This is a genomic window from Aliikangiella maris (assembly GCF_040719265.1).
Lineage (GTDB): Bacteria > Pseudomonadota > Gammaproteobacteria > Enterobacterales > Kangiellaceae > Aliikangiella > Aliikangiella maris.
Genome location: NZ_JBFDAH010000098.1, coordinates 1 through 1641, shown reverse-complemented (window position 1 = coordinate 1641; position 1641 = coordinate 1). Strand labels below are relative to the sequence as shown.

Annotated in this window: 2 protein-coding genes; both read left to right on the top strand. The window is 38.1% G+C overall.

The genetic code is table 11. The features are described 5' to 3' along the window. The first annotated feature begins 75 nt into the window (after window positions 1-75). Window positions 76-684, top strand: coding sequence for an RHS repeat-associated core domain-containing protein (locus ABVT42_RS22240; RefSeq protein WP_367024531.1), 609 nt, complete (start codon window positions 76-78; stop codon window positions 682-684). 3 nt (window positions 685-687) lie between these two features. Continuing rightward, entirely contained in the window at window positions 688-1281 is a 594-nt protein-coding gene (locus ABVT42_RS22235) for a hypothetical protein (protein WP_353898162.1), read from the top strand. The last annotated feature ends 360 nt before the right edge of the window (window positions 1282-1641 follow it).

Sequence of the window (1641 nt, the reverse complement as noted above, 5' to 3'; positions counted from 1 at the left end):
TACAGAAAAATTAAGTTTCCCGAATTCACGTTATAAAGAAGAATTGAGTGATGATGTTAATTTGGCTGAAAAGGATTGAATGGTTCGACATTAATGTGGGAAATCACAGGTATTTATGATAGAGATACGGGGCTGACTCGGTTTGGGGCGAGGGATTATGATCCACAAGCTGGGCGATGGACGAGTAAGGACCCGATAGGATTTGCGGGTGGAGACTCAAATATTTATGGGTATGTGTTTAGTGATCCGGTGAATGGGATTGATCCTAATGGATTGACCACTATGACTGCAGGGGCTGGAATTGGTTTTGCTGTTGGTGGGCCTGTTGGAGCTGCGATTGGTTTCGGCGTTGGGGCTGCTTTAGGCTGGGCTGGTTGGGAACTTTGGGGATCGTTAAATGAAGAGGCTGGTGACGAAAGCTGTTCAAAGCCTGGTAATGTACCTGAATTTGATTTTGATAATCCTGGCCAAAATCCAATAGGCCAAGATGGAGCTGAGTGGCCTTGGCATGGGCAGCCACCTCAGGGAGGAGAAAGAGGTGGTTACAAAAACCCTAATGGCCCAGAGAGTATACACCCAGATTTAAATCATGCTCCTCCTGTTGGGCCTCACTGGGATTTTAATGATAGAAAAGGACCTGGATGGAGAATTAATCCAGATGGCACGATTAAACCCAAAGGTTAAACTATGATTGAGTATAAATTACCTGACTCCGCAATAGACTATGTTAAAGATGTTTTATCTTATGACAGTCCCGTATGCAAATTCGCTAAAGATACTCCATTTGAAGCTGCTAATACGTATTTACCTAAAGAGACAAGCACTAATAAGTTAGAAAGTTATAGTTCTGGTGGAATCGTAAGCCCAAGGAAAAGTTTAACATCCAAATATGAAAAAGTAAAAGATACTAGCGATTGGCTTTCAAATTACATATACCAGTCGATGTTAGGAGATAGTTCTTACTGTATCATTGATGATGTTATGGCCTCTGACAATGAATTATTGGATAACAATAATACTGCACTAAAATACGGCAATGGAGTATTGCACGTTTTAAACAGGGAAAATACAGCTTCGGTGGAAGATGTAAGGAAAGTGATTTTTGCCGCTAAAGTTAGTTGGCATTTTGTGTGCCTTGTTGTTCAGGTTAAAGAAAAATTTCGTAGTAAAACTAAAACACAATCTGATTTCAAACTGGAAAAAGATGTATTGTCAATTACCGAAGTAATTGTGGGTGCGTATGATGGAGAAGCTTATATCATAGGACGTACAAGAAAATAACCCCCAAAAACGCTGAGTGAGGACACCCATAACTTATAAAAAAAAGATTAGATATCCCAAACTTAAAAAATATTTTTTTGAAGGAAAAAATTTAATAATAGACATATATGGACACCGCCAATATGTCAAGCAATAAGAATTACCTGGTTAAAATATTTTAGCCACTTTTTTTACTTTTTAATCTAATCCTGTTTAGTTCACAATGAGTCAGGTTTCGTATAACTTAAAAAAAACATAAGGGGTCGGGTGTATTTTACAATATATAAACACTTTATCATCAAGCTGAAAGGTATATCTACGGATTAAATTTAGGAGAAAAAGATCAAACATCTAATGCGGTCACTTATGGTTATTCAACAG